25 protein-coding genes are annotated in these 24,945 nt (G+C 36.3%); 14 read left to right on the top strand and 11 right to left on the bottom strand.

Annotated features, from left to right (window positions below; genetic code table 11):
* Positions 1–3: 3 nt before the first annotated feature.
* Positions 4–1,347, bottom strand: a complete 1,344-nt coding sequence (locus QE177_RS03755; RefSeq protein WP_280551396.1) for a Na(+)-translocating NADH-quinone reductase subunit A — start codon at positions 1,345–1,347, stop codon at positions 4–6.
* Between the two features lie 425 nt (positions 1,348–1,772).
* On the opposite strand from QE177_RS03755, the gene QE177_RS03750 reads away from it, so the two are divergent.
* The gene (locus tag QE177_RS03750) at positions 1,773–2,525 is read left to right on the top strand and encodes a murein L,D-transpeptidase family protein (RefSeq protein ID WP_280551395.1); all 753 of its coding nucleotides are present in this window, start codon (positions 1,773–1,775) and stop codon (positions 2,523–2,525) included.
* Here QE177_RS03750 and QE177_RS03745 read toward each other — a convergent pair.
* Together QE177_RS03745 and lpcA are read right to left on the bottom strand one after the other, a co-directional pair.
* The gene (locus tag QE177_RS03745) at positions 2,496–3,263 is read right to left on the bottom strand and encodes a class II glutamine amidotransferase (protein ID WP_280551394.1); all 768 of its coding nucleotides are present in this window, start codon (positions 3,261–3,263) and stop codon (positions 2,496–2,498) included. The two genes, QE177_RS03750 and QE177_RS03745, sit on opposite strands and share 30 nt — an antisense overlap.
* A gap of 93 nt (positions 3,264–3,356) precedes the next feature.
* Positions 3,357–3,935 carry a D-sedoheptulose 7-phosphate isomerase gene (lpcA, locus tag QE177_RS03740; RefSeq protein ID WP_280552205.1) on the bottom strand — a complete coding sequence of 193 codons (579 nt, stop codon included), beginning with the start codon at positions 3,933–3,935 and terminating at the stop codon, positions 3,357–3,359.
* A 240-nt stretch (positions 3,936–4,175) separates the two neighbouring features.
* On the opposite strand from lpcA, the gene fadE reads away from it, so the two are divergent.
* On the top strand, positions 4,176–6,635 hold the full coding sequence (gene fadE, locus QE177_RS03735) for an acyl-CoA dehydrogenase FadE (protein ID WP_280551393.1): 2,460 nt from the start codon (positions 4,176–4,178) through the stop codon (positions 6,633–6,635).
* A 31-nt stretch (positions 6,636–6,666) separates the two neighbouring features.
* On the opposite strand, the gene lysA is transcribed toward fadE, so the two are convergent.
* Positions 6,667–7,944, bottom strand: a complete 1,278-nt coding sequence (gene lysA, locus QE177_RS03730) for a diaminopimelate decarboxylase (protein WP_280551392.1) — start codon at positions 7,942–7,944, stop codon at positions 6,667–6,669.
* A 123-nt stretch (positions 7,945–8,067) separates the two neighbouring features.
* On the opposite strand from lysA, the gene QE177_RS03725 reads away from it, so the two are divergent.
* The 3 genes from QE177_RS03725 (at position 8,068) to QE177_RS03715 (ending at position 10,932) form a co-directional block, all read left to right on the top strand.
* Positions 8,068–9,000, top strand: coding sequence for a LysR family transcriptional regulator (locus tag QE177_RS03725; RefSeq protein WP_280551391.1), 933 nt, complete (start codon positions 8,068–8,070; stop codon positions 8,998–9,000).
* A gap of 393 nt (positions 9,001–9,393) precedes the next feature.
* Positions 9,394–10,266, top strand: coding sequence for an MBL fold metallo-hydrolase (locus QE177_RS03720; protein ID WP_280551390.1), 873 nt, complete (start codon positions 9,394–9,396; stop codon positions 10,264–10,266).
* Positions 10,267–10,281: 15 nt separating this feature from the next.
* Positions 10,282–10,932, top strand: coding sequence for a DsbA family protein (locus QE177_RS03715; RefSeq protein WP_280551389.1), 651 nt, complete (start codon positions 10,282–10,284; stop codon positions 10,930–10,932).
* A 139-nt stretch (positions 10,933–11,071) separates the two neighbouring features.
* Here QE177_RS03715 and QE177_RS03710 read toward each other — a convergent pair whose 3' ends face one another.
* Positions 11,072–11,446, bottom strand: a complete 375-nt coding sequence (locus tag QE177_RS03710; RefSeq protein ID WP_280551388.1) for a DUF4354 family protein — start codon at positions 11,444–11,446, stop codon at positions 11,072–11,074.
* Between the two features lie 130 nt (positions 11,447–11,576).
* Positions 11,577–12,263, bottom strand: coding sequence for an A24 family peptidase (locus tag QE177_RS03705; protein ID WP_280551387.1), 687 nt, complete (start codon positions 12,261–12,263; stop codon positions 11,577–11,579).
* 257 nt (positions 12,264–12,520) lie between these two features.
* Between QE177_RS03705 and rsmE the strand changes: the two genes are divergently transcribed.
* The 9 genes from rsmE (at position 12,521) to hemW (ending at position 19,379) form a co-directional block, all read left to right on the top strand.
* Entirely contained in the window at positions 12,521–13,252 is a 732-nt protein-coding gene (rsmE, locus tag QE177_RS03700; protein WP_280551386.1) for a 16S rRNA (uracil(1498)-N(3))-methyltransferase, read from the top strand.
* A 9-nt stretch (positions 13,253–13,261) separates the two neighbouring features.
* Positions 13,262–14,227 (top strand): glutathione synthase, encoded by a 966-nt coding sequence (gene gshB, locus QE177_RS03695; RefSeq protein WP_280551385.1) that lies wholly within the window; start codon positions 13,262–13,264, stop codon positions 14,225–14,227.
* Positions 14,228–14,418: 191 nt separating this feature from the next.
* Positions 14,419–14,982, top strand: a complete 564-nt coding sequence (locus QE177_RS03690; protein WP_280551384.1) for a YqgE/AlgH family protein — start codon at positions 14,419–14,421, stop codon at positions 14,980–14,982.
* Positions 14,982–15,401 (top strand): Holliday junction resolvase RuvX, encoded by a 420-nt coding sequence (gene ruvX / locus QE177_RS03685; protein ID WP_280551383.1) that lies wholly within the window; start codon positions 14,982–14,984, stop codon positions 15,399–15,401. The genes QE177_RS03690 and ruvX overlap by 1 nt, the downstream gene beginning before the upstream one ends.
* A gap of 91 nt (positions 15,402–15,492) precedes the next feature.
* Positions 15,493–16,176: a YggS family pyridoxal phosphate-dependent enzyme gene (locus tag QE177_RS03680; RefSeq protein ID WP_280551382.1), complete on the top strand. Its 684-nt coding sequence runs from the start codon at positions 15,493–15,495 to the stop codon at positions 16,174–16,176.
* 45 nt (positions 16,177–16,221) lie between these two features.
* Complete coding sequence (gene proC, locus QE177_RS03675) at positions 16,222–17,043, top strand: pyrroline-5-carboxylate reductase (protein WP_280551381.1); 822 nt, start codon at positions 16,222–16,224, stop codon at positions 17,041–17,043.
* 17 nt (positions 17,044–17,060) lie between these two features.
* Complete coding sequence (locus tag QE177_RS03670) at positions 17,061–17,642, top strand: YggT family protein (RefSeq protein WP_280551380.1); 582 nt, start codon at positions 17,061–17,063, stop codon at positions 17,640–17,642.
* 20 nt (positions 17,643–17,662) lie between these two features.
* The gene (rdgB, locus tag QE177_RS03665; protein WP_026823041.1) at positions 17,663–18,256 is read left to right on the top strand and encodes an RdgB/HAM1 family non-canonical purine NTP pyrophosphatase; all 594 of its coding nucleotides are present in this window, start codon (positions 17,663–17,665) and stop codon (positions 18,254–18,256) included.
* Positions 18,249–19,379 (top strand): radical SAM family heme chaperone HemW, encoded by a 1,131-nt coding sequence (gene hemW, locus QE177_RS03660; protein ID WP_280551379.1) that lies wholly within the window; start codon positions 18,249–18,251, stop codon positions 19,377–19,379. Before rdgB ends, hemW begins: the two co-directional genes overlap by 8 nt.
* A gap of 65 nt (positions 19,380–19,444) precedes the next feature.
* On the opposite strand, the gene QE177_RS03655 is transcribed toward hemW, so the two are convergent.
* The 5 genes from QE177_RS03655 to trmB all read right to left on the bottom strand — a co-directional run bounded on the left by QE177_RS03655 (position 19,445) and on the right by trmB (position 24,943).
* The gene (locus QE177_RS03655) at positions 19,445–20,842 is read right to left on the bottom strand and encodes a hypothetical protein (protein WP_280551378.1); all 1,398 of its coding nucleotides are present in this window, start codon (positions 20,840–20,842) and stop codon (positions 19,445–19,447) included.
* 450 nt (positions 20,843–21,292) lie between these two features.
* Positions 21,293–22,018 carry a DUF2884 family protein gene (locus QE177_RS03650; protein ID WP_280551377.1) on the bottom strand — a complete coding sequence of 242 codons (726 nt, stop codon included), beginning with the start codon at positions 22,016–22,018 and terminating at the stop codon, positions 21,293–21,295.
* A 38-nt stretch (positions 22,019–22,056) separates the two neighbouring features.
* Positions 22,057–22,989 (bottom strand): glutaminase B, encoded by a 933-nt coding sequence (glsB, locus tag QE177_RS03645; RefSeq protein ID WP_280551376.1) that lies wholly within the window; start codon positions 22,987–22,989, stop codon positions 22,057–22,059.
* Positions 22,990–23,897: 908 nt separating this feature from the next.
* Entirely contained in the window at positions 23,898–24,224 is a 327-nt protein-coding gene (locus QE177_RS03640) for a YggL family protein (RefSeq protein ID WP_280551375.1), read from the bottom strand.
* Positions 24,224–24,943: a tRNA (guanosine(46)-N7)-methyltransferase TrmB gene (trmB, locus tag QE177_RS03635; protein WP_280552204.1), complete on the bottom strand. Its 720-nt coding sequence runs from the start codon at positions 24,941–24,943 to the stop codon at positions 24,224–24,226. The genes QE177_RS03640 and trmB overlap by 1 nt, the downstream gene beginning before the upstream one ends.
* Between the last annotated feature and the right edge of the window lie 2 nt (positions 24,944–24,945).

Here is a 24,945-nt window from a genome sequence, read left to right as displayed (position 1 = left end):
TAGTTAACCTTCTTGCTCAATTCTGGCCAATACCTCACGAAGTACAGGACCATACTCATATTTGGCTGGGCAGACATAGGTGCACAGCTCCAAATCTTCCTCATCCAGTTCCAAACAACCAAGTTGCTGAGAGCTGGCTAAATCACCAACTAGCAGATCGCGTAATAAATGAGTGATCATAATATCAAGCGGCATAATACGTTCATAATTACCAATCGGAACCATAGAACGTTCACTACCATTGGTCGTCGTGGTGAAATTAAACTGTTTATTTTTCAGGAAATGGCCAAGTGTCGTGCGGGTGATAGTAAACTTATCTCTTCCGGGTACAATCCAGCCAAATAACTCTTTTTCACGCCCTTCGCTCAATACCGAAACTTGATTATGGAATCTGCCCAAATAACCTCGTGTATCATCACATTTATTACCCCATAAGATTGACCCTGAGATAATTCTGTTTTCTCCTATTTTTAATTCACCATCCGTTAATTCATAGAGATCAGCGCCTAAACAAGTCCGAACTAAACGTGGCTTTTTAACTTGAGGTCCAGCAAGTGAGATAATGCGATCCGAATAAAGATGACCCGTCGTAAAAAGTTTACCGATCGCAATCACATCTTGATAATTTAAATGCCAGACAGTTTTCTCTGTACTTACCGGCTCTAGAAAATGGATATGGGTACCGACTAACCCCGCAGGATGGGGTCCAATAAATTGCTTATAAATAATTTGTTTATTGCCAGTTAACTTAACTAAGTTACCTTCTCCATGGCAAACATACATTTTTCCTTCGGTTAATTTAGTTAATACTTTCAAACCATCATTGAAAGCCGTTTCCTCCGCCGCAATAATCAACAAGGGATCAGCCGCCAGTGGACGCGTGTCCATCGCCGTAACAAAAATTGCTTTTGGGCTAGTACCGGGTACTGGAGTATGGCTAAAAGGACGCGTCCGCATCGCTGTCCACAAACCTGACTGAAGTAAATTAGCTTCTACTTGTTGATGTGTTAATGTATCAAGTTGATTATTATCATAACGGTTAAATACAATTTGCTCATCGCCATTAATTTCAATAACAATAGATTGAAGTACTCGGCGTTCACCCCGATTGATTTTTATGATAGTGCCACAAGCCGGGCTGGTGAAAAATACGCCTGGATTTTTCTTATCTTCGAAAAGAATTTGCCCCTTTTTAACTTGCTCACCTTCCTTCACCAACATTGAAGGACGCATCCCTATATACTCTTCACCCAATACTGCAACATGATGAATGACAGGGCTATCCGCTACCACTTGAGCGGGCACTCCTGCAATCGGGAGGTTGAGTCCTTTTTTAATTTTAATCATAAGAATTGCACAAGTTTATCAGTTAAACCCTAAGCTAACGATTTCAAATGAAATCAGATAGCAACCAATAATCAAAAGGCTGTTGAATAATTGAAACAAGCCAGCTAATGAATCTCCACTAATTATTACAATTTACCTATTATTTTAACGCAGATGATTTTATCAGTTCCCTGGCTTGCTGTCTGATACAACAAGTGATTTAGTTCAAGCAAATAAGAATAAATTTTTTATTATTTTGAGAACAATTCGCAAATAACGATCATTTGAATCATCTTTTTCGATGGATATTAGAATTTTTAGCAAAATAAGCCAAAAATGGCAGGAGACAAAATTATTAATTTTTAATATAAAAAACTACAATACAAATGTATGATTAATATTTGTGTACTTTTTTTGTACAATAACTCACTTTTGTATGGAAGCTTATGAAACGCTCTTTTTTTATTAGCATAGGGATCTTTTCCCTTTCATTTTTTATCAGTAATAGCTACTCAGCGTCAAGACCATTTTATCCATTAGATATCAGTGATAACGGCAAAAAATTGTTAAATAATTCACTATTTATTCAAATTTTTAAAGAAGAAAGAGTACTTGAACTCTATACTAAAAATGAAAAAGGTTTATTTTCATTGTTTAAAAGCTATCCAATCTGTAATTTTTCTGGTGGATTAGGGCCTAAAACAAAACAAGGTGACTTAAAAAGTCCAGAAGGATTTTATCGCATTACACGCTCACAATTAAAACCCGATAGTAAATATTATCGCGCTTTTAATTTAGGTTTTCCTAATGAATATGACCGAGCTCATGGCTATACTGGCGCTTATTTGATGGTACATGGTGGGTGTAGGTCAATTGGCTGCTATGCTATGACGGATCGCTATATAAATGAAATCTATCGTTATGTGGAAAATGCATTACAGAATGGCCAATATGAAATACAGGTCAATATTTATCCATTTAAAATGACATCTGCCAATATGAATCGCCACCGGAATTCACGTTACTATACGTTTTGGCAGCAACTGCAACCTGCATATGAATATTTTACTAAAACAAATCAATTGCCGGTAATTAATATCCAACAAGGACAATATTTAGTAAACAAATTTCCTAACCATCAATTATCACCAGCTATAGCTGGTGAAAGATTACAATATGCGCTTACCCAAATGGAATAAAACAAAACTGCCCGGCTGAATTCGGTGCCAATTCTCATTGCCAGTTAAAGGCTGGGTTGCAATCACTGATACAATATCAGTAGTTTGAGTATGTTGCTGAAAATCAATTTCAATATCATTATCAAGCAATCTTGCCTTACCAAAAGGTGCTTTGCGTGTAAGCCAATGCAAATTAGTCGAGCAATACGCCATTATGTATTTTCCATCGGAAATCAACATATTAAATACCCCCATCAGCTTTAATTGATCAGCAAGCTTGGCAATAAACCGATATAGAGTTAACCAGTTAGTCGGTTTTTTAGGATATCTTTCTGATAATTGATTTAAAATCCAACAAAACACCCACTCACTATCTGTCGCTCCAATTGGTCGATAATGCCCTACAGGTAATTTTTTATAACCTTTAAGTTGGCCGTTATGTGCATAAGTCCAATTTCTTCCCCACAGTTCTCTGGTAAAAGGATGGGTGTTTTCTAATAAGACCTCGCCCCGATTTGCCTGGCGAATATGTGCAATAACTGCCTCCGATTTAATCGGATACTCTTGCACAAAGCGCGCAATAGGCGACTGATAGCAAGGTTTGGGATCTTTAAATGTTCGGCACCCTCGACCTTCATAAAAAGTAATACCCCAACCATCTTTATGTGGCCCTGTCTGGCCTCCTCGAGGGATAAGACCACTTAAACTAAAATTAATATCTGTCGGGACATTAGCACTCATACCGAGTAATTCACACATAATGTCTCCTTTATGCCAGAATAAAATTTCTAAATCTAAACATAATCATGCAAAATAATCCCATCGCCTATCCGGCAATGTTGCATAGCAATGTTATTTCTCCATCTCTTTTTCTATTAACTGAATTAAGATATGGATCACTTTAATATGAATTTCTTGGATCCGATCGGCATAGCCAAAATGAGGTACACGAATCTCAATATCAGCGGTTCCTGCCATTTTCCCGCCCTCTTTACCTGTCAATATAATCACTTGCATCCCTTTAGCTCGCGCCGCCTCAATTGCCTTGATGATATTGCCAGAATTACCTGAAGTTGAAAGTGCAAATAATACATCCCCTTCTTTACCCACTGCCTCTATATAACGAGAAAAAACATAGTCATAGCCAAAATCATTACCAACGCAGGAGAGATGACTAACATCAGAAATCGCAATGGCTGGATAACCCGGCCGATTTTCACGATAACGTCCGGTTAATTCTTCTGCAAAATGCATAGCATCACAATGCGAGCCACCATTGCCACAAGATATTACTTTTCCTCCCGCTTTAAAGGCATTTGCCAACATAATCGCGGCTTGCTCAATCGCTTCAATATTTTCTCTATTTTGAAGAAAATTCTTCAATGTCACCGCCGCTTCTTCTAATTCAGCACAAATAAGCTCGTGGTACATCATTTTTACTCCTAATAAAATATTATTTTTTTCAACAATCCCAGTGTAACGGATTAAACTTTATGAAAGAAGTATCAAAAATACTTATCATAACTAAGTTAAGCTCAATAAATAATTTGTGAACTACATTGTAATTAACATGTAAAAATATTGATAAATAAAATCACATGGATTAAAGATAAGAAAAAACACAGATATGACCTCCGATGACTTAGTTTAATCATAATCAGGAGTACCATGATGGCTCTACTCACTATTTTTCTATTTATTGGTTTAATCGGAATTCTTTGTTATCACAAAGCAAATCTACTATTTAGTAGCCTACTTATACTTGCTTATTGTTTAATTATGGCTAGTACTGGTTTATGGTATTATTGGACGTTATTGCTCGCAGCAGCGATACTATTTCCGCTTGTCTACCTGCCAATACGCCGCTCATTCATTTCAAGCAAAGTCTTACAAATTTTTCAGAAAATCATTCCCTCGATGTCAAAAACCGAGAAAGAAGCCATCGAGGCGGGCACAACCTGGTGGGAAGGCGACTTATTTCAAGGTAAGCCTAACTGGGATAAATTACATAATTATCCAAAACCACAATTAACAACTGAAGAACAAGCTTTTCTAAATGGCCCAGTTGAAGAAGCATGCCGTATGGCTAATGACTTTCAAATTAGCCATGAACTAGCAGATCTACCCACTGAATTATGGCAACATTTAAAACAACACCGTTTTTTCGCTATGATCATCAAAAAAGAGTATGGTGGTCTCGAATTTTCTGCTTATGCTCAAGCACTAGTATTACAAAAATTAGCTGGGGTTTCCGGCATATTAGCCATTACTGTTGGTGTACCTAACTCATTAGGCCCAGGAGAGCTTTTACAACATTATGGCACCGATGAACAAAAACAACACTATCTGCCTAGACTAGCTCGCGGTGAAGAGATCCCTTGTTTTGCATTAACAAGTCCTGAAGCTGGTTCTGATGCTGGAGCCATTCCTGACACCGGTGTTGTCTGTATGGGCGAATGGGAAAACCAACAAATATTAGGCATGCGTTTAAATTGGAATAAACGTTATATTACCTTAGCCCCGGTAGCTACAGTATTAGGGCTAGCATTTAAACTTTATGATCCTGATCATTTATTGGGCGATATAACTGATCTAGGCATTACCTGCGCTTTGATCCCTACCAATATTGATGGTATAGAAATTGGCCATCGCCATTTTCCTTTGAATATTCCTTTCCAAAATGGCCCTACACGCGGTAAAAATATTTTTGTGCCGATTGATTATATTCTCGGTGGTGCCAAAATGGCCGGCCAAGGCTGGCGTATGTTAATGGAGTGTCTTTCTATTGGTCGTGGCATTACTCTTCCCTCTAACGCAACGGGTGGTTTAAAAAGTATTGCAATGGCAATTGGTGCATATGCCTATATTCGTCGTCAATTCAAAGTACCTATTGGAAAAATGGAGGGTATTGAGGAGCCTTTAGCGCGTATCGCTGGTAATGCTTATTTAATGGATGCCGCTTCAACGTTAATTACTACAGCAATTATATCTGGCGAAAAACCAGCCGTCCTCTCTGCGATTGTGAAGTACCACTGTACTCATCGAGGCCAAAGAGCAATTATTGATGCAATGGATATTGCCGGCGGTAAAGGTATTTGTATGGGCCCTGCAAATTTCCTCGCTCGGTTTTATCAAGGGGCTCCTATCGCGATTACTGTTGAGGGCGCCAATATTTTAACACGAAGTATGATGATTTTTGGCCAAGGAGCTATTCGCTGTCATCCTTATATTTTGCAGGAAATAGCAGCAACACAAAATAACGATATAGCCACTTTTGATAAATTACTATTTAGCCATTTGAGCCATACAATAAGTAACCTATTCCGCAGTTTTTACTTGGGTATAACAAACGGCAGAACAAGTAAAACACCAATAAAAGATAACACTCGCCGCTTTTATCAACAATTAAATCGACAAAGTGCCAACCTTGCCTTACTGGCTGATATTTCTATGGCTGTATTAGGTGGTGGGTTAAAACGTCGCGAACGTATTTCTGCCCGTTTAGGCGATATTTTAAGTCACCTCTATTTAGCATCAGCAACACTTAAACGTTTTGAAGATGATGACCGCCCAACAATGGATTTACCTATTGTTGAATGGGTAATAAAAGATTGTCTGTTTCAATCAGAGAAAGCCATGCAAGCACTGCTACGTAACTTTCCAAATCGCCTAGTAGCTGCGTTAACCCGTATTATCATTTTTCCTTTGGGTTATCGCTATGCACCACCTAGTGATCAACTTGATCATAAACTAGCAAAAATTATGATGACACCATCAGAAACACGTGATCGCATTGGTCGCGGTCAATATATGATACCCAGTGAGCACAACCCTCATGGCATAATTAATACTGCATTATTAGATATTATTGCCGCCGAGCCAATCTTCGAACGCTTGGTTAGCCAAAATGCACATAAACCGCACTTTACCAATTTAGATAAACTTGCCAAGCAAGCACTTGCCGACGGTAAAATTACCCAGCAAGAAGCTGACATTTTACGTAAAGCAGAAGCCAGCCGTTTGAGATCAATCAATGTTGATGAATTTGAATATGATGCCCTGGCTGTGGCTAGTAAAAAATCTGATAAACAGAAAAATAGTTCGTCATTAAATAAAGAGCAAGCAGCTTAATACTGGATCTTACAGGGAGCTATTAAGCTCCCTAATCACTAGTTATCAAACATGTTTCTAATGCCAGCAACTCTGCTAATGTTTGACGCCGACGAATTAATTTTGGTTCACCATTTAAATACATCACTTCAGCGATTAGCGGGCGACTATTATAATTAGAAGACATAGACGCACCATAAGCACCAGTATCATGAAAGACTAAGTAATCTCCCACATAAATTTCAGGTAATAAACGAGAGACAACAGCGCCGTTATTTGCCTGCGTAAAAACATCACCAGATTCACATAAAGGACCAGCAACTAATGTTTCACGTAAATTTCCATTCGAAAGATCACGATTATCCGCGGCCAAGACAGAAATATGATGATAACAACCATACATAGCAGGACGCATGAGATCATTAAAACCACTATCAACTAATACATAATGATTTTTCCCCATTCTTTTTATCGCTCTAACTTCAGCTAAAAGTACACCTGATTCTGCAACCAAATAACGACCAGGCTCAATTTCTAGTGTTATATGGTGCCCCAAATGCGCTGAAATACGTTCACGAGCGTCATGCCACAAAGCAAAATAGTGGTTAATATCAATTCGCTCCTCAGCTAAATGATAAGGGATCGACAATCCTCCACCAGCAGAAATAGCTTGTATATCACAACCACTTAAGATGACCTGCTCTACCATAGCGTCACAGACTTTAGCTAGGTGACAATAATCAACCCCAGAACCAATATGCATATGTATCCCGACCAGCATTAACTGATATTGATTAATTTTTTCAATTGCTAACGGCAGATCACTAAACCAGATACCGTGCTTACTATTTTCTCCACCGGTATTGGTTTTTTGGCTGTGTCCATGGCCAAACCCAGGATTGATACGTAACCAAATAGGATGATGTCGTTTGGCTTTTCCCAATTGAACGAGCATATCAATTGATCCGACATTAACCGGAATATCTAACTCTATTACCCGCTCAATAGTTTGCTTTTCAATGACATCTGCGGTAAATACAATTTCGGCTTTTTCGCTTCCCGGACGAAAACCTGCCACTAATGCCCTTTCAATTTCGCCTAATGATACAGCATCAACTTTCACACCTTGTTCACGCATCAAACGCAAAATATGAATATTGGAGCATGCTTTTTGCGCAAAACGGATCACATCAAATGCACTCAACTGTTTAATAGCCTGTGTAATAACTTCGCTATCATAGATCCAGATAGGGGTTCCGAATTGAGTGGGAAGTTTAATTAATTGTTCTGCTGTCAAATATCGACTTGTCGTGGTTGCAAATGTTGTCATTAATAACCTTAATTTATTTTTTCATTTTTTTATTATTATTAATAGAAAAAATAAGGATTAAAAATATCTATTTAGCTATAGTTTATTCATATTGGATATAGTTAATTGCAGCGAGTTATGTAAATGAAAACTTTTTCCTGGCGTCATATAGAAATTTTTCGCGCGGTCATGACCACCAAAAACTTAACCGATGCAGCTCAATTACTTAGAACATCTCAGCCTACAATCAGCCGTGAAATCAGTCGTCTAGAAAAACTGTTACGATTTAAGTTATTCGATAGGATCAAAGGACGGCTATTACCAACTGCTCAGGGATTAAGGTTATTCGCAGAAGTCGAACGTTCTTATTATGGATTAGAAAGGATCTATAATATGGTGGAAATTATTAGACAATTTAGAGATACTCAGCTTTCAATTGCCTGCTTACCGGTATTTAGTCAGTCGCTATTACCTAAAGTCTGTAAGCAGTTTCTGCTTGATTACCCTGAAGTTAACTTCACTATTACCTCTCAAGAGTCACCTATATTAGAGGAATGGCTTTCGGCGCAACACTATGATATCGGTTTGACAGAGAATCGACAGATACCCACCGGCACCTATGGCGATATTTTAACTAGCCTAAATGAAGTCGTTATTTTGCCTCGTATGCACCCACTAAGTAAAAAAAAATATTTAACTGCTAAAGACTTTAATAATGTTGCTTTTATTAGTCTCTCAATTACCGATAATTATCGACAAGCAATTGATACATTTTTTGCTGAACAACATATTAGCCGGCGAATGATAATGGAAGTGCATAATGCTGCCTCTGTTTGTGCTATGGTAAGGGAAGGATTAGGTATTTCAATCGTCAACCCATTTACCGTTATTGATTTTTTACAACATGAACCTGATAGCTTTTGTACTAGACCTTTTATTAAACCAATTCCTTTCACTGTCAATTTAATTAAGCCAATGCATCGGCCATCTTCTGAACTTACCGAACGATTTATTCAATGCCTAAAAATCACAATTAAAGAATTTGAAACGCAGTTACTCAATGCCTTTCATTATTGATTACTTTTAATCTGAGCCATCACCCAACTTAAGTTTAAAAATTGAATAATAATTCTTAATCTTACTGACTTATTTTGGCAAATAACATATTGATAATTAAAATAATTAGATTGTTTTTTGATTTATTAATAAGATGTCATGCTAATTCAATATGATCATCTCGTCAGTTAACTGTTTTATTGCTTAATTGTCGATCCACAGTAATACTATTTTGTAAATGGGCGCAATTTGCCAAGCTAGCGACTAAAATACGCTTTACGAGTGAAATTGTGTTGTTATCCTGTTTGGATAGACATTTTATGCAACAACTTACTGTCAATTGTGTTATTTTTTTCAGTTTTTTACCATTTGCTATGAGTGACTAAACATTCATTCAGTATTAAGGAAAACATTATGAAAGTTGGCTCCATCATCACTATGGCTGTGCTTTTTACTTTCAGCACATTAGTTCAAGCGACAAATTTAAAAATGTCAGTCTATAACCCTGGTGAAAAAAGTATTTTTCCTGTTTCTTCTGAAATTATTAGTGGCGAGCATGAAATAATTCTCATTGATGCACAATTTCAAAAAAATGATGCGGAAGAATTAGTTAATCGTATAAAAAAACTAAATAAAAAACTAAAAACAATTTATATTAGTCATTCTGATCCCGATTATTATTTTGGGCTAGAGGTTATTACTAAAGCTTTTCCTAATGCAAAAGTATTAGCAACAGCCGAGACGGTTAAAGCGATAAAGGCGACCAAAGATGGTAAACAGGCCTATTGGGGGCCTATATTGAAAGAACAAGCACCAACTAAAATTATTGTTCCTGATGTGTTACAAGGTAATACATTAGTGGTTGATGGTGAAAAAATTAAAATTCAGGGATTAAAAAGCGCTGCGCCTGATCGTACTTTTGTTTGGATCCCCAAACTTAAAGCTGTTGTTGGTGGCGTTCTTGTCTCTGACAATATTCATGTCTGGACAGCTGATACTCAAAGCAAAGCATCTCGCCAACACTGGCAACAATCCCTGGAAAGTATTAAACAACTTAAGCCAAAAGTCGTTATTCCCGGACATTATCTTGAACCATCGGCAAAAGATATTACCACCGTTACTTTTACAGAAAACTATTTGAAAAAACTAGAAAAAGTTTTAGCAAAAAGTAAAAATTCAACTGAAGTCATTGACATTATGCAGCAAGCTTATCCAAATTTAAAAGAGCCTACTAGTCTCGAATTGAGCGCCAAAGTATTGAAGGGCGAAATGAAATGGCCGCAATAATTTCGCGAGGAAAAAATGTCATCAATAACCTTACACTATATTTTTGATCCTTTCTGTGGTTGGTGTTATGGTGCGTCTCCATTGATAGAAATTGCAGCTAGTCAGCCAAATATTAAACTACAACTACATGGTGGTGGTATGCTGACAGGTTACAACCGAGTAAAGATAGACGATCAATGGCGTCAATTTTTGTTAGATACTGATAAGCAGATCGCCAGTATTACTGGACAAACATTTGGTGATAGTTATCACCAAATGTTACAACAAAATGATGTAATACTAGATTCATTACCACCGATAACAGCAATTATTACCGCTGATGAATTAGCAAATGAAGGTTTAACAATGTTAAAGGCCATCCAAACAGCACATTATATTGATGGTCGTCGAGTTAGTGACGAAAAGACTTTGTTGCAATTAGCACAACAGATTGGACTAGATAAACAGCTATTTCAACAAACTTTTGCTATTAATAAAGATGAACCAACAAACAAACATATCCAATCAAGTCGTACCTTATTACATCAAGTTGCTCGTTCCGGTTTTCCGACCTTAATTGCTCAACATAATGAAAACCTAATGGTAATAAATTTAGATAAATATTTTTCTCAACCACAGCTATGGCAAAAATATCTGGAAAATTTATCGGCTGCTTCCTTATCATAAAAATTATTTATGTCTTTCCATGGATGGAAAGGGATTAACAGTTATTTACTTAGCGTACGAATAAATTTTAACTTAATAAAATGCCGGCGTTAATAATTTAACGCAGCTTCTTATTATAAAATTAAGCTGCGTTTAGAGATTATTTACATTTATCAGTTAATTTAACCATTGCTGCTTTAGTAATATCACGATTAATAGAAGCAAATACAATCATACCTTTTGCATTTTCATTATTTTTTAGCACTTTATTATGTAAGTTCTCATCAATGGTATCCACTTTAAATTCTCGTGAACCTAAAAAGGCCTTGAAACAATATTTAGATAGATCAAGCTCCTTTTCAGATAAATTGGCAACCATTACATCAAATGTTTTTGTATAATAAGATTTCTTCGGTGTAGAAATACTACCGGCTTCTTTTTGAGAGGCAAATACCGTAACACCATTTGGCACAGATGCCATAATTGAAAATGAACAACAGAAAAGAAAAGATAACAGCAAACTTGCTTTTTTCATTTGAACTTTCCTCATATTTTATCTAGTGAGTTAAAAGTACATAAAATTAATGAAGTCTTTTTTCATTAAAAATACCAGTCTAGTTTAACAGATATTACCCTATAGCCCCAAATAGCGGCATGCTAACCTGTTAAAGAATAATTTTTATCATCCAATCTTCTTTAAAATATTTAATCAACATTAGACTAATACCTGCGCTGGTAAATGCTGGTCCAAAAGCAATTTTATCTGGTTTATATCGTATTTTGATCCATAAAAAAACATAATTAAGTATGCCCAGGCAAGCAGATAATAACATCAAATAAGGTAAAATATATATGCCTAACCAAGCGCCATAAGCCGCAACCAGTTTAATATCTCCTTGCGCTAATCCTCGACGCTTGATAGCTAATTTAAAAAAACCATAAATAAACCAAAATATTAAATAACCAATTAAGGCACCATAAATAGCTAATAACAACTGCTCATTAGATTGCATAGCATGAAAAAGCAACGCTAATACAAGTAATGGGTAGACTAATAAATCTGGCAAATAGCCTGTGTGATGATCAATAAAAGCAAGTAATACGCTGAACCAGACGAAAAAAAGTAAAATCACCATATGGTTAAAGTCTGAGATCAGCAAAAAAATGATACTGAAAGGAATAAAAAGAGTGATAAAAAGGAGATATCTACTCAGTGAGTCCTTTAATCTATAATTAAATAGATAAAGGGGTAAAAAATTAATTAATAAGTGGCTTAATGGTAATAAAATAATCGTTATAATAAACGCTTGTATCAGCGACCAATACGAAAAAGTAGTGAGCCATGTTGCCATCTTCAAATTCCTTTTTGAAAAATTCTCATTAGTCACTCAGCATCCTTTTCCAATATCTATAAATAAAAAAGCAATGCTATATAACAGTTCTACAATAAATATTAACAATAATCTGGTTGTGAGCGAATTTTTGCGAATTAGTACGCAAAATAAAAAGGGAAAAACAATAGCTAGCCAGACAACTTGCTAGTTTATTTTCCCATCTCTATTATAGGCACAATATTTTGCTAGCATTGAGTTTATAAGGAAGCATGGCTATGCGCATTCCTCGGATCTATCATCCTGAACCATTAGAATCAGGCACAATAATACGATTAAGCGATAATGCTACTAACCACATTAGTCGAGTTCTACGCATGAGTGTAGGACAAAATATTGAGTTATTTGATGGTAGTAATTCTATTTTCGTGGGGAAAATACTTGAGGCTAATAAAAAGTCAGTTAAAGTCCAGCTCGGGCTGGCGACAATTGCAAACAGAGAATCCCCTTTAGATCTCCACCTAGGACAAGTCATTTCCCGCGGGGAAAAAATGGAATTCACTATTCAAAAATCAGTAGAACTTGGTGTTAATATCATTACTCCACTTCTTTCTGAACGCTGTAATGTTAAATTGGATCCTGTGCGACTTAGTAAAAAGCAACAACAATGGCAGAGTATTGCTATTTCTGCTTGCGAACAATGTGGACGTAACAAAATCCCCTTAATTCGTCCAGTAATGCCTGTTGAAGCTTGGTGCATGGAAAAAGATGATGCATTAAAAATTAATCTTCATCCTAAAGCTCAATCAAGTATTAATACACTGCCTGCATCTGTTAATAAAATCCGTTTACTCATTGGCCCAGAAGGTGGACTTTCACCGGATGAAATCATAATGACAACTAATTACCAATTTACTAATATCCTACTTGGACCTCGGATATTAAGAACAGAAACCACTGCGTTAACTGCAATCACAGCATTACAAGTTCGTTTCGGCGATCTTGGTTAAGGAGACAAAATGATCAAATTAGGTATTGTGATGGATCCCATTTCAACCATAAAAATTAAAAAAGATAGTAGTTTCGCTATGCTATTGGAAGCACAATGCCGTGGATATGAAATTCACTATATGGAAATGGGCGATCTCTATTTATTACAAGGCGAAGCATACGGGCATACTAAGCAACTGATCAATATCCAACAAGATACGACGCAATGGTATGAATTTGGCGCGGGGCAAGATATTGCGCTGAAAAATTTTGATGTGATTTTAATGCGAAAGGATCCTCCCTTTGATACTGAATATATTTACACCACTTATATTCTTGAGAGGGCAGAACAAGCAGGTAGTTTAATTGTCAATAAACCTCAAAGCCTACGGGATTGTAACGAAAAACTATTTACTGCCTGGTTTGCTAAGTTAACGCCTGATACATTAGTAACCCGAAATAATAAAAAACTGCGTGAATTTCATCAAAAATATGGTGATGTCATCTTTAAACCGCTGGATGGAATGGGTGGCGCGTCTATTTTCCGGCTAACAAAAGATGATCCTAATGTCAGCGTCATTATCGAAACATTAACCCAACATGGCCAACGTTTCTGTATGGCGCAAGATTACTTACCTGCTATCAAAGAAGGTGATAAACGGGTGTTGGTTGTCGATGGTGAGCCGGTTCCTTATTGCTTAGCCCGTATTCCAGCTCAAGGCGAAACGAGAGGAAATCTAGCTGCCGGAGGATATGGTGAAGCAAGACCATTGACAGGAAGTGATTGGAAAATTGCTAGAACGGTCGCACCTATATTAAAAGAAAAAGGATTAATTTTTGTTGGCTTAGATATTATTGGTGATCGCTTAACCGAAATTAATGTCACCAGCCCTACCTGTATACGTGAAATTGAAGCCGCATTTTCGGATATATCAATTACTGGTATGTTATTTGATGCAATAGAAAAACGGCTAACTGCAAAAACAAAAAATTAACGAATACTTAACATTGTGGTTAACTGAATAATAAAAAAGATACTATAAATGTTTTCTACTGTTATAAAATACGAATATCGTACAGTCAACCCTCGATAGAATTTATACAACCTAGTGTGTTTGATTAATTATTTTTTATCGCTTAATTCGGGTATATTTTATTGATAATTCAGGAAAATAAGTTTAATAATATGAATTTACAAAACCACTTTCTCATCGCCATGCCAACATTATTAGATCCGTTTTTTCAAAAGTCGGTGGTTTATATCTGTGAACATAATGAAAAAGGTGCTATGGGTTTAGTTATCAATAGACCAATTGAACAAATTTCAATCAATAGTATATTGAAAAATTTAAACATCAAAACAACAGAATACGATCATATAACTGAATTAAGCCAACCGGTTTTTTCTGGTGGCCCGATCGCAGAGGCGCATGGTTTTATTCTACATTCGCCACAAAATGGCTTTCATTCTACCTTAAAGCTTTCTGATGAAATTATGATCACAACGTCAAAAGATATTCTCGAAACTTTAGGCACGACCAAGCAACCAGAAAAAACACTTATCGCCTTAGGATATTCAAGCTGGGAACAAGGGCAACTGGAAAAAGAGATGATGGAAAATAATTGGCTAACCGCCAAAGCTGATAGCAATATCATTTTTCACACACCTATTACCGAACGCTGGCGTGAAGCCGCTGCTTTGATTGGAATTGATATTTTTAATATTTCAAATCAAGCAGGTCATGCATAATGGCAAATAGAACAATTATCGCCTTTGATTTCGGTACTCTGAGTATTGGCATCGCCATCGGGCAGGAAATTACAACAACTGCCCGTCCTTTAACAGCATTAAAAGCCAAAGATGGTAAACCCAATTGGTTAGAAATTGAAAAAATATTACAAGAATGGCAACCTGAACTGGCTATAGTTGGACTCCCTCTCAATATGGACGGAACAGAGCAACCAATAAGCAATCAAGCTCGTAAATTTGCTAATCGCCTTCATGGGCGCTTTGGTATCCAAGTTACATTACACGACGAACGTCTAACAACGATAGAAGCGCGAGCACAACTATTTAATCAGGGTGGTTATCGGGCTTTAAATAAAAGCAAAATTGATTCCATTTCTGCTGTCATTATTTTAGAAAGTTGGTTTGAACAACATGCTTAGTCAGCATAATTATAATAAACTGTTACTTATGGCCGCGACAATGAAATTATACTTTTATCCTTTTTTACTTTTTATTTAGCATCTGAATTTTATGAAAAAAATCCAACAAAATCTGGTTAATGTCAAAAATCGCATTATACAAGCGGCCAATAAATATCATCGATCGCCAGAAGATATTACACTGCTTGCCGTCAGTAAAACTAAATCATGTGATGCAATTCAAGAAGCTATCGATGCGGGGCAATACCAGTTTGGCGAAAATTATCTGCAAGAAGGGATAGAAAAAATCGCCTATTTTAGTCATAAACAGGATTTAATATGGCACTTTATTGGCGCGCTACAATCCAATAAAAGCCGATTGATAGCTGAGAATTTTGATTGGTGTCATACCATTGATAGATTAAAAATAGCACAACGATTAAATAATCAGCGTCCGGCAAATAAGACACCATTAAACGTACTGATCCAAATTAATATCAGTGATGAAATAAGTAAATCAGGTATTGCGCCAGAAGAATTAGATAAATTAGCGGCTGAAATTGTCTTGCTACCAAATTTAAAATTACGTGGTTTAATGGCAATTCCAGCACCAAATAATGAATTGAGCCAACAGATGTCAATTTTTCGCAGTATGGAAAATTTATTCAACCAGTTAAAAAAACAATATCCAGATATTGATACACTTTCCATGGGTATGAGCGCTGATCTCGATATTGCAATTGCTTGTGGTTCAACATTAGTCAGAATTGGCACAGCTATTTTTGGTTCCCGATAACGAATTAATTTGCAAATCGAGGCGATCAGTAAAAGGAGCTATATAATGCAACAGCGAAAAATTACCTTTATCGGAGCTGGGAATATGGCTCATGCGATTATTACAGGATTAATTTCAGCTGGCTATCCAGCAAATTACATTACAGCATGTTCCCCCACGGCTACAAATCGTGATCTACTGGTAAAAAAATATGGTATAAACGGAAAAAGTGATAACAGTGATGCAAGCAAACATGCAGATGTTATTATTCTTGCTGTTAAGCCTCAGATTATGGAAACTGTTTGTCAACCACTAAAAGAACAGGTTAATTTTACCAATAAACTGGTTTTAACAATTGCCGCAGGAATTCCGGTCAAACGTTACCAACAATATCTTGCGCCTAACATAAATTTGGTGCGTGTTATGCCAAACACACCATCATTGGTTGGCCAAGGTGTTAGTGGATTGTATGCCATGGATTGTGTATCAGAGGATGATAAAACCTTTGCCACAGAACTAATGGCAAGTGTTGGTAAAGTTTTCTGGCTGACTAACGAAGCGACAATTAATGATATTATTGCCGTCACTGGTAGTGCACCCGCTTACTTTTTTCTATTTATGGAGTCAATGCAACAGGAGGCTGAACGACTTGGTTATGATAGTAAAACAGCAAGAGAGCTGGTTTTATATACCGCCCAAGGCTCTTCTGCCCTGGCGGCAAGCAAATCAGATCTTTCTTTCGCGGCACTAAGAGAACAAGTAACCTCTAAGGGCGGGACTACAGCTAAAGCCTTAGAACAGTTTTATCAAGCTAATTTACCTCAAATTGTTACCAACGCCATGCGTGCGGCAATCCGTCGCGCTGAAGAAATGGAAAAACAATTTTGATCTTTCAGGATAATTAAATGCAATTTTTAACTTTTATCGTACCAACTATTATTCAACTATACATTATTATTTTATTGCTACGCGTTTGGATGCAGTGGGTCAGAGCAGATTTCTACAATCCATTTTCCCAATTTGTGGTCAAAGTTACTCAACCGATAGTAGGACCATTGCGTCGCTTGATTCCTGCCGTCGGTGCGATTGATACAGCAACTTTATTAGTCGCCTATATTCTTACCGTAGCCAATATTCTTTTTGTCATGTGGGCAACTAATACGCTCGCTTTAATCAGTATAACGCTACTACCTATTAGCTTTATCCAATTATTAACCTATGCTGGCAAGTTAGTTTTTTGGCTAATCTTGATTCGAGCTATTCTTAGTTGGATAAGCCAAGGCCGCAATCCTATTGATTACATGCTTATGCAATTAACCGAACCTTTGATGTCACCTATTCGTCGAATCATTCCTGCTATGGGTGGATTGGATTTCTCTGCCATGATAGTGATGCTGATCTTGATAGCTTTAAATTATCTACGTTTGGATATCCTGCTATTTATTGATCCGACTATTACCAGCATACTTTTTCAGTTGGCTATTTGATGAAAAGGTGAACAGACTTCATGCAAAAAGTGGTATTAGCAACGGGTAATGCCGGCAAGGTATGTGAATTTTCTGAACTATTAAAAGAGTGTAACTTAAATATTATTGCTCAAACTGAGTTAGCTATCAGGGCGATTGAGGAAACTGGGTTAACTTTTATTGAAAATGCGATATTAAAAGCACGTAACGCGGCAAAAGTCTCTGGTTTAGCGGCCATTGCCGATGATTCAGGCCTTTCGGTTAATGCGCTAAATGGGGCGCCTGGTATCTATTCAGCTCGCTTTGCGGGTGAAAATGCTTCGGACGAAGAAAATTTGCATAAACTATTATCCGTCATGAAAGATATCCCGGATAACCAACGCCAAGCTCAATTCAATTGTGTACTGGTTTATCTCCGCCATTTTGCCGATCCAACACCGATTATATGTCACGGTATATGGCAAGGTGTGCTAACCCATGAACCCAAAGGTAGCAACGGTTTTGGTTATGATCCGATTTTTTATGACACCAAATTAAAACTTACCGCAGCTCAATTAACCAAAGCACAAAAAAATGCACTATCTCATCGTGGGCAAGCATTAAGGATGTTATTAGGATCTTTAACTAATGCTTAAATTACCGCCATTGAGTCTGTATGTTCATATCCCTTGGTGTGTGCAAAAATGTCCTTATTGTGATTTTAATTCACATGCACTAAAAGGTGAGCTACCCCAACAAGAATATGTCACACATCTTCTAACCGATCTCCAGGCTGACCTGGCATTAATAAATGGTCGCCAAGTTAATAGTATCTTTATTGGTGGAGGTACGCCAAGTCTACTCGACGCTAACGCGATGCAATCTTTACTTGATGGTATACGGCAAAGATTATCGTTAGCTTCAGATGCTGAAATCACCATGGAGGCAAATCCTGGCAGCGTTGAGGCGGATCGTTTTAGCCAATATCAACAAGCTGGCATTAATCGGATTTCGATTGGCGTACAAAGTTTTGCTGCCGATAAACTCACTAAACTAGGCAGAATACATGGTCCCGAAGAAGCCATCCAAGCCGCTTCTCTGGCAGCAGCATTAAATTTACGTAGTTTTAATCTTGATCTAATGCATGGCTTACCTGATCAGACTCTTGAACAAGCCCTTTCTGATCTACGCCAAGCAATTGACTTATCTCCGCCCCATATTTCTTGGTATCAATTAACGATTGAGCCTAATACCCATTTTGGCTCTTGCCCACCGATACTGCCTAATGATGATGCACTATGGGAGATTTTCTCTCAAGGACATCAGCTACTTAATAAAGCCGGATATCAACAATATGAAATATCTGGTTATGCTAAGCCTGGCTATCAGTGTCAGCACAATTTAAATTATTGGCGCTTTGGCGATTATCTAGGTATTGGCTGTGGAGCACATGGGAAAATTTCTTTTGCCGATGGTCGTATTTTGCGAACGATGAAAACAAAACATCCCCGAGGCTATATGACGGGTCACTATCTCTATCAACAACAAGAGATAAACCAATCAGAGAGACCTTTTGAATTCTTTATGAATCGCTTTCGCTTGCTTGAGGCGGTAGCAAGACAGGATTTTATTGATTACACAGGTTTAGCCGAAAATGTCATTCGCCAACAACTTGATAACGCATTGAAGCAAGGTTATATCACAGAAACAAAATCGCACTGGCAGATCACCGAGCAGGGTAAATTATTTCTTAACTCCTTGTTAACGCTATTTCTGTAAAGTCGTTTACATCCCATATAAAATGGGATGTAAACGACGGCATATTATTCTACTTATCTGAGCAATTATACTCTCTTATCTACTATAGTATTCCTACGCTTACCATCAGTATCATTAATATCAGGTTGAGTGATACCAAATAATTTACCTAATGTCGTATCACCAATAACCTGTTTATGGAGTGCTTGTACAGTTTCCTTGCTAATTAGAGGACTTTTATTTTCAATTAGAAACTTAATGGGATCATACATGCCATCCCGCCACTCAATGGAATTACCCTTAGTCAGCAGTTGAATAAAAATATCCAGATGAGGAGGTACCGCATACAGTAGCATGGTATTTTGTCCTGTACGATTATTACCTTGTACACACAATTCTCTCAAATTGCGATAATTACCACTTTGCAATGCGTTTTTTAAAAGAGCTCCCCTAAATTCACCGTGTAAATTGTCTCTATTAGAAAATTCTAAACTCCCCTCTTTGAAGTGAGCAATAAATTTTGCTGAATCAGCACCTTCTTCGATTGTACAAAAATTTTCATGGCCATACTTAGGGTTGTCTAAGTTTTTTCCAAGCTGCTCGCGTATTATTTCATCATCACTCATACATTGGATACTTACTCTAATATGATCATCAGTATTCGCATTACCAATACCAAAAATATCAGGGTTATCAGATATATATTGGCGAAACGCCATACCTGTCATAGCTGCACAAAAAGCACCATAAGAGGTGGTTGCACTATCAACTATCTTATTGGCTTGATATACATTATGTGCTGCGATCTGTAATCGATAATCCCATTTACCATATTTATTAGGTGGATCAGCGTCAATGGTAAAATCTTTTTGGTGTTCAGGTTTGGCTAACTGACGCAACTGTTCAAATTTCTGTAATCGGTCATTTAGTGCAATATCATCCGATGATGGATGATAAATTTGAAATAATTTCTCTAATACCTGTGGCTTCATTTCATCTTGAAAAAAACCGTTAACCTGTTCTAATAACTCGGCATTTTGTCTTATAAATTGACGATGTTCCATCTCTGTTTTAACTGAGCAAAAACTATCATAGGAGGTTTCTGCCTGATCAGGGATCATATTGGATTGATATATATTGTGTTGGCCAATCTTGAATTGAAAACTCCATTCTCTAGCTTGATTAGGTGGATTAACCTCAACAGTAAACTTTGTTTGTTGTTCTGATTTGGCTAAATCAATCAATCGTTCAAATTTCTCTAGTTGTTTATTCGGTGATGCATCATGGCGTGCTGGTTGATTAATTTGATCAAACAATGCCTCTATTGCTTGCCGCTTCACACCACCTTGAAAAAAATCTTTAATCCGATCCCATAATCCCATATATTGTGCTTCAGCCAAAGTTTCTGCATTCATAACACGATTAAGGCGACTTTCATTAAAGTTATAATTGTGATTATGACCTAGGTTTAATATGGTAGACATGAATTGTGCTCCTATCAAAGCCAAACTTTTTTAGTCATTTATTTCCTATAACAGGCTTATCAATTAAGTTTCATACTTAGTACTGTCTTTTTTATTGACATTAGCCACTAACAAAAACAGTCTATTTAACGATAAGTGTTATTATATTTAATAAATTATTTCATTTAATAGAATAGAGATATCAGGGTATAGCCTGATTTTTATCAAATAGTTAATATTTCATGGAGTAATGAACAAGCTTGTAGATTTTTAATTTTTTCTCATTAAAAACTTCACTGAAATCTAGCAAGAAAAATGTCAGAAAATTTAACCTGACTAATACCTGCAACAATAACAGGTAATAATCAGATTAAATTTTATTGATTAAAATAAATTGCGATTAAATTAAGCCCTCAATTTAATCATGACGGGGTTAAATTGTATGGTTGAAATAGATGAGAGCTTAAAAAACTATTTCAACTTATTTAATAGATCAATACGAAGCTGCTCCATATGGGCAATTTTTCGACAAACCTGTTGACCAAACTGGCGAAAATTATCTTCCTGTTTTTTCCATTCTAATTCTAAATCCTGCTGTAATCCGCTTAACCCACCGAGCAAATTTTGTAGCGACTGATTTGCATCATTACCGGTTAATAATTGTCTACGTCCCATTTCATTAATACTATCTTGCAATATTCCACCTAAACTTTCATTGAGTAAAATACGGCTATCAGCTTCAAGCGTTTTTAACCTCTGATGATGAAAGATCAGACTATCAGCACGTTGTTCGATAACCTTATCTATCTGCTTATTCAAATTCTGTTTTAGCACATTTAAGCGATTCCTCACTTGACTGTCTTGTCCCATCACCCGAACAACCAGCTTATCGAGTATTTGCTTAGCTTCAGCTAATTTCTGCTCTGTATTCTGTCTTATCCACGGCAACTCCTTACGCACCTCTGTTTGATAATCAATAGCTTGTAGTCTCTGCTTTGCGGTTAATGGTATTACTTTATCATTCAATCTAACGCCACCATCAGGTGTTATCTGTAAATTACCACTGGCACCTTTCACCTGGATATGCTGTTTGGTAATAATAATGTCATCTTTAAGCTTTGTAGAACATTGATGCCCTTCAGCCACAGCAAAAGTTGCCATCAGTAATGTACAAACAATTAGTAAAATACGTAACATATCTTCTCCTGTAACCCGCTGCTTTATATTGCCATATACTAAAAAACAGAGCGACCTATCCGTTGGGATAATAATTCTAAGGCAGCGCAACCTGCCAAAGAGTTCCCTGATTTATTCAATTCAGGTGACCATACCGCTACGGTAAAAGCATTAGGCACAACACAAATGATGCCACCACCAACACCTGATTTACCCGGCATACCAATACGAAAAGCAAATTCACCAGAACCATCATACATACCACAAGTCATCATAAGGGCGTTAATTTGTCGGGCTTGGATTGGTGTGATGATCTGATCATTATTTAATAATCTTCCATTATTAGCTAAATAATTAAAACATTGGGCCAATTCCACACAATTCATGCTTAACGAACAATAATGAAAATAAGTTTCTAATACTGCTAAAACATCACTCTTAAAATTACCAAAAGATTTCATTAAATAGGCAATTGCTGCATTGCGGCTCGCATGCTCCATTTCCGAGCGCGCCACTTGGTTATCGTAACCAATATCCGATTGACCGGTAAGTGAACGGACAAATTCCAGCATTCGTTGCTTGGGTGTGCTAAATCGAAACTGCAACATATCTGTGATAATAATAGCCCCTGCATTAATAAAAGGATTCCGCGGTATGCCCTTTTCCATTTCTAACTGTACCAATGAATTAAAAGGTAATCCTGACGGTTCCTTGCCAACACGACACCAAATTTCATCTTCCCGGTAACGGGTCATGGCTAAGGTAAGGCCAAGGACTTTTGAAATTGACTGAATAGAAAAACGCTCATATGCATCACCGGCCGAGAATATTTCTCCTTCAATAGTACAAACAGCCATAGCCAAATGGTGATTCGCTACTTCTGCTAACGCTGGGATATAATTTGCTACTTTTCCTTGTCCAATCAGAGCACGAACTTGCTGTAAAATATCTATGAGTAATGTATTAGAAAGCGTTGTGTTTAAAGTTTTCATGTCTTAATACTATCCGATATTATTTTTATTTCCTATAAATTACCATGATAAAAATATAATCTATTTATTAGGTTAATTTTTATCTACTTTCTCTTTATGCTTAAAATTTACCCAATTGATGATTAAAAAATTTAATTAATTTCAAAACTCATAATTATCAAGTGTTTATTATACTGTAAAATATCACTTAGTTAAGTTAATGACAAAAAAACATTCAACATTAACTATAATATAAAAAACATAATAAAATTTTAACTTATAATGTAATATATAACCACCCAATATTAAGCATCAGTAAAATTAATTAATCAATTTAATGAATACCACATAAAATAAATAATCAATTGAATGCTAAGTTAATACTTATTTTAGCTAATATTATAAGCAGGCTATAGTTAACTATTTGAAAAAAATATTAATATTTTTATACATGTATAGTAGGTAGAATGGCATACAACCATTTTGATGATTTAAAATTATTAAAAATATATTCTTGTAATAAAGACAATATTTATTACTTAAAATAGAAATATTAGAATAGTTTTTTATTCAATGAGTTAATATAAATTTAATTTTATCATTATTTATTATGAGAAATCAAAAAACAATATAGCGTAACACTTATCAATTTTCTAATTAATTATTTGCAATTTAAAAATATAAAAAATAATTTTAAATTTGTTAAATATTCTATTTATTTTTTCTTTAATTAATATCAACTAAAAAATAATAAGCGATTATCTTTAAAAATAAACTTTTATAGTACAAAATTTTATTAATAAACTTATTTACATCAAAAAAGCAATCGTTATATGTAGATTAAAGAATCCCTTATTCTTATGTTAGACAAATTAAAGATGCCAAAAATACTTAGTAACAATAATCTGTCTAATAATATTTAAAACAGATTAATCCCACCAAATATCAAATAATTCAGAAGTAACCACCTTCTTCATACCTTGGTTTTTTAACCATTCTTCAACTAATTTACGATGCTCTTCTGTACATTTGCCAGTTTTTTCCATACAGATTAATCCTTCCCAATCTAAATAACCACTGGCGTCCATCGCTAAACCATTAGGCTGAATAAGCTCTATAATAAAGGTATCAACCATATTATCAATCTTATCAACTGGTGTTTTAGCGGCAAAAGACCAATTTACTGAGAAACCAACCTCCTGAAATTCGTCTATATGTAGTTTTTTACGTAAACGGCGGCTACGCTGCTTAGACATTATTTTATCCTCTCAAACATAAGATCAAATACCCCATGGCCTAACTGTTGGCCACGCTTTTCAAATTTAGTCATCGGTCGCGAAGTGGGTCGCTCAACATAATCGCCTGCTGCTGACAAATTTCGATAATCACTGATGTCATGCATTACATTTAACATATGCTCGGCATAAGGCTGCCAGTCGGTCGCCATATGAAATATTCCACCTAATTTCAATTTATGTAAAACAAGCTCAGCAAAAGGTCGCTGCACAATTCGTCGCTTATTATGCCTTACTTTATGCCAGGGATCCGGGAAAAAAAGTTGCACCATATTTAACGAATCATCTGGCAACATTTTCTCCAATACTTCAATTGCGTCATGACACATAACGCGTAAATTACTCAGATTAGCCTGTTCGGCTGCAGCCAAACAGGCACCAATTCCCGGAGCATGGACTTCAATGCCCAAAAAATTTTTGGCCGGATTTTGTTCTGCCATGGTAACTAATGATGCTCCCATACCAAAACCAATTTCCAGGATCACCGGAGCATTATTACCAAATAGTGAATCAAACGATAGCGGTTGGCCGGTAAAATCTACTCCCATCTTAGGCCATAACATTTGCAGCGCATTTTCCTGACGAGGAGTTAATCGTCCCTGACGGCGGACAAAGCTACGAACGCGACGTATAACTTTGCCTTCTTCATTAACTTCTGGAGTAATAACATTTTTCATCATAA

The organism is Arsenophonus sp. aPb (genome assembly GCF_029873475.1).
GTDB lineage: Bacteria > Pseudomonadota > Gammaproteobacteria > Enterobacterales > Enterobacteriaceae > Arsenophonus.
The sequence above is the reverse complement of the archived record's forward strand: the minus strand, read 5'-3'. Positions and strand labels throughout refer to the sequence as shown.

Bases quoted from the DNA above. Each gene is read 5' to 3' on its own strand.
- QE177_RS03715 (WP_280551389.1), top strand. From the start codon at position 10,282: ATGTCATCAATAACCTTACACTATATTTTTGATCCTTTCTGTGGTTGG.
- QE177_RS03680 (WP_280551382.1), top strand. From the start codon at position 15,493: ATGAAAAAAATCCAACAAAATCTGGTTAATGTCAAAAATCGCATTATA.
- QE177_RS03750 (WP_280551395.1), top strand. From the start codon at position 1,773: ATGAAACGCTCTTTTTTTATTAGCATAGGGATCTTTTCCCTTTCATTT.
- lysA (WP_280551392.1), bottom strand. From the start codon at position 7,944: ATGACAACATTTGCAACCACGACAAGTCGATATTTGACAGCAGAACAA.
- QE177_RS03720 (WP_280551390.1), top strand. From the start codon at position 9,394: ATGAAAGTTGGCTCCATCATCACTATGGCTGTGCTTTTTACTTTCAGC.
- QE177_RS03650 (WP_280551377.1), bottom strand. From the start codon at position 22,018: ATGTTACGTATTTTACTAATTGTTTGTACATTACTGATGGCAACTTTT.
- gshB (WP_280551385.1), top strand. From the start codon at position 13,262: ATGATCAAATTAGGTATTGTGATGGATCCCATTTCAACCATAAAAATT.
- fadE (WP_280551393.1), top strand. From the start codon at position 4,176: ATGGCTCTACTCACTATTTTTCTATTTATTGGTTTAATCGGAATTCTT.
- trmB (WP_280552204.1), bottom strand. From the start codon at position 24,943: ATGATGAAAAATGTTATTACTCCAGAAGTTAATGAAGAAGGCAAAGTT.
- QE177_RS03725 (WP_280551391.1), top strand. From the start codon at position 8,068: ATGAAAACTTTTTCCTGGCGTCATATAGAAATTTTTCGCGCGGTCATG.
- QE177_RS03690 (WP_280551384.1), top strand. From the start codon at position 14,419: ATGAATTTACAAAACCACTTTCTCATCGCCATGCCAACATTATTAGAT.
- ruvX (WP_280551383.1), top strand. From the start codon at position 14,982: ATGGCAAATAGAACAATTATCGCCTTTGATTTCGGTACTCTGAGTATT.
- rdgB (WP_026823041.1), top strand. From the start codon at position 17,663: ATGCAAAAAGTGGTATTAGCAACGGGTAATGCCGGCAAGGTATGTGAA.
- QE177_RS03640 (WP_280551375.1), bottom strand. From the start codon at position 24,224: ATGTCTAAGCAGCGTAGCCGCCGTTTACGTAAAAAACTACATATAGAC.
- QE177_RS03670 (WP_280551380.1), top strand. From the start codon at position 17,061: ATGCAATTTTTAACTTTTATCGTACCAACTATTATTCAACTATACATT.
- hemW (WP_280551379.1), top strand. From the start codon at position 18,249: ATGCTTAAATTACCGCCATTGAGTCTGTATGTTCATATCCCTTGGTGT.
- glsB (WP_280551376.1), bottom strand. From the start codon at position 22,989: ATGAAAACTTTAAACACAACGCTTTCTAATACATTACTCATAGATATT.
- QE177_RS03705 (WP_280551387.1), bottom strand. From the start codon at position 12,263: ATGGCAACATGGCTCACTACTTTTTCGTATTGGTCGCTGATACAAGCG.
- proC (WP_280551381.1), top strand. From the start codon at position 16,222: ATGCAACAGCGAAAAATTACCTTTATCGGAGCTGGGAATATGGCTCAT.
- lpcA (WP_280552205.1), bottom strand. From the start codon at position 3,935: ATGTACCACGAGCTTATTTGTGCTGAATTAGAAGAAGCGGCGGTGACA.
- rsmE (WP_280551386.1), top strand. From the start codon at position 12,521: ATGCGCATTCCTCGGATCTATCATCCTGAACCATTAGAATCAGGCACA.
- QE177_RS03710 (WP_280551388.1), bottom strand. From the start codon at position 11,446: ATGAAAAAAGCAAGTTTGCTGTTATCTTTTCTTTTCTGTTGTTCATTT.
- QE177_RS03745 (WP_280551394.1), bottom strand. From the start codon at position 3,263: ATGTGTGAATTACTCGGTATGAGTGCTAATGTCCCGACAGATATTAAT.
- QE177_RS03755 (WP_280551396.1), bottom strand. From the start codon at position 1,347: ATGATTAAAATTAAAAAAGGACTCAACCTCCCGATTGCAGGAGTGCCC.
- QE177_RS03655 (WP_280551378.1), bottom strand. From the start codon at position 20,842: ATGTCTACCATATTAAACCTAGGTCATAATCACAATTATAACTTTAAT.